This is a genomic window from Mycobacterium sp. TH-M15 (assembly GCF_057473705.1).
Genome location: NZ_JBYCLB010000260.1, coordinates 1 through 1792, shown reverse-complemented (window position 1 = coordinate 1792; position 1792 = coordinate 1). Strand labels below are relative to the sequence as shown.

Genomic DNA, 1792 nt, shown 5'->3' with positions numbered 1-1792 from the left:
GACGGGCGACCGAGATGGGCAGGGCCGGTATGTCCGGACCCGCCGCGACGCGACACAATCGGGGCTCGGTGTCTGCGGCCGCGACGATCTGCTCGGCGTAGCCCCGATGGTCGGTGGCAACATGCAGGACGCCGCTCGGTCGCAGCCGGTCGGCGATCAGCGCGAGCGTCGCCGGCCCGAGCAGTCGTCGTTTGTGGTGCCGTGCCTTCGGCCATGGATCGGGAAAGAAGATCCGCACCCCGGTCAACGAGGCCGGGGCGATCAGGTGCTCCAGCACGTCGGCTGCTTCGCCGTGGATCAGCCGGATGTTGCCCAGCTGCTCTGGGTCGCGCTCGATCGCGCAGAGCAGTTGGCCCAAACCGCGCCGATACACCTCCACGGCGACCACATCGATATCTGGTTCGGCCCGGGCCATCGTCACCGTCGAGGTGCCGGCGCCGCTGCCAATCTCCAGCACCACTGGGGCGTCACGGCCGAACCAGCCGCGAGTGTCCAACGGCCGGACATTTTGGCCCGCCGGCCGGCGGGCTTCGATGCCCAGGCGCGGCCAGAGCCGCTGCCAGGTCTGCTGCTGGCTGGCAGACAGCGCCGAGTGCCGGGATCGGGAGCTGAAGTGGTGGGAGTGCTGAGCGTAAGTGGGTGGTGCGGCCACTCCGCCTTGGGCATGCATCCGTCCATCGTGGCCTATCGGCGGCGAAGTGCCCACGCTGTGGCCGACATTGTTATCCATTGATACCCAAAAGTTGCCTCCGACCGGTCAAGGATATTGGGTGGCTCGCGCCCGGCCGACACAGATGGCAGCATTCGATGGGATCCGGCCGTGCGGCCGGACCCGGGGAACACCATCGTGAGCGGAGAGAGACGCCAGATTTTCGCCGACGAGCTGGCACGATTCGCCGGCGAGATGCAGGACCCGCGGGTGACGAAGGTCGCCGAGCGTGTCGCGGCGCCGCTGCGGGTCGCCGTGTGCGGGCGCCGTGGAACGGGCCGGCGCACCGTCAGGCGCGCGCTCGAATGTGCCGGAGTAGTGGTGACGCCACAGCAGGGCGCCACTGGGGTCACTGTGGCCGGTAGGGCCGATGTCACCGTCTACGTCGTCGCCGAGGTGGCCAAACCGGAGGACACCGCCGCCGTCGCGAGCCTGCCCGAGCCGGTGCTGGTGGTGATGAACAAGTCAGATCTGACCGGTTGTGCAGAACTCGCCGACATCTCGGGGAGAATTGGCGCGCCGGTGCAGCCGATGGCGGGGTTGCTCGCGGTGGCCGCGCTGGACGATCGGCTGGACGACGCGCTGTGGGCGGCGCTCCAGATGCTCGCCGCCGAACCCGCGGACTTGCGCTGTGCGGACCGCTTCGTCACCGGCCCGCATCCGGTGCCGCGCCGGGTGCGGTCGCGGCTCTGCGACACGCTGGACTTGCCGGGGCTCACCGGTGCGGTGAGGCTCGTCCGCCGTGGCGGGTCCGCCGGTCAGGTGTGTGCGTTGTTGCGCCGGATTAGCGGCATCGACGCGGTCACCGACCGGTTGAATGCGATCGGCGCGGCAGTGCACTACCGCCGGTTGTCAGACGCCGTGACGCAACTGGAGGCGCTGTCCGTCGACGAGAACACCGACAACAGCCGGATCGGTGAGTTCCTGTCCGCCGACGACACCGTGGCGGCACGGATGGCGGCGGCCGTGGACGTTCTCGAGGCGGCGGGGCTGACGGTCGAACCGGCTGCGGTCGACGATCGCGCCGCGCAGCTGCGGCGGGCGCTGCGATGGCAGCGCTGCTCCCGCGGGCCGGTGACCGGC

Annotated in this window: 2 protein-coding genes; one reads left to right on the top strand and one right to left on the bottom strand. The window is 70.0% G+C overall.

The features are described from left to right. Nucleotides 1–670 (bottom strand): tRNA (guanosine(46)-N7)-methyltransferase TrmB (trmB, locus tag AC2VNT_RS06185; protein WP_486946016.1); only part of this gene is annotated, 670 nt, incomplete at its 3' end. A gap of 177 nt (nucleotides 671–847) precedes the next feature. Here trmB and AC2VNT_RS06180 point away from each other — a divergent pair. After that, nucleotides 848–1792: hypothetical protein (locus AC2VNT_RS06180; protein ID WP_486946015.1), on the top strand; the 945-nt coding region annotated here is incomplete at its 3' end.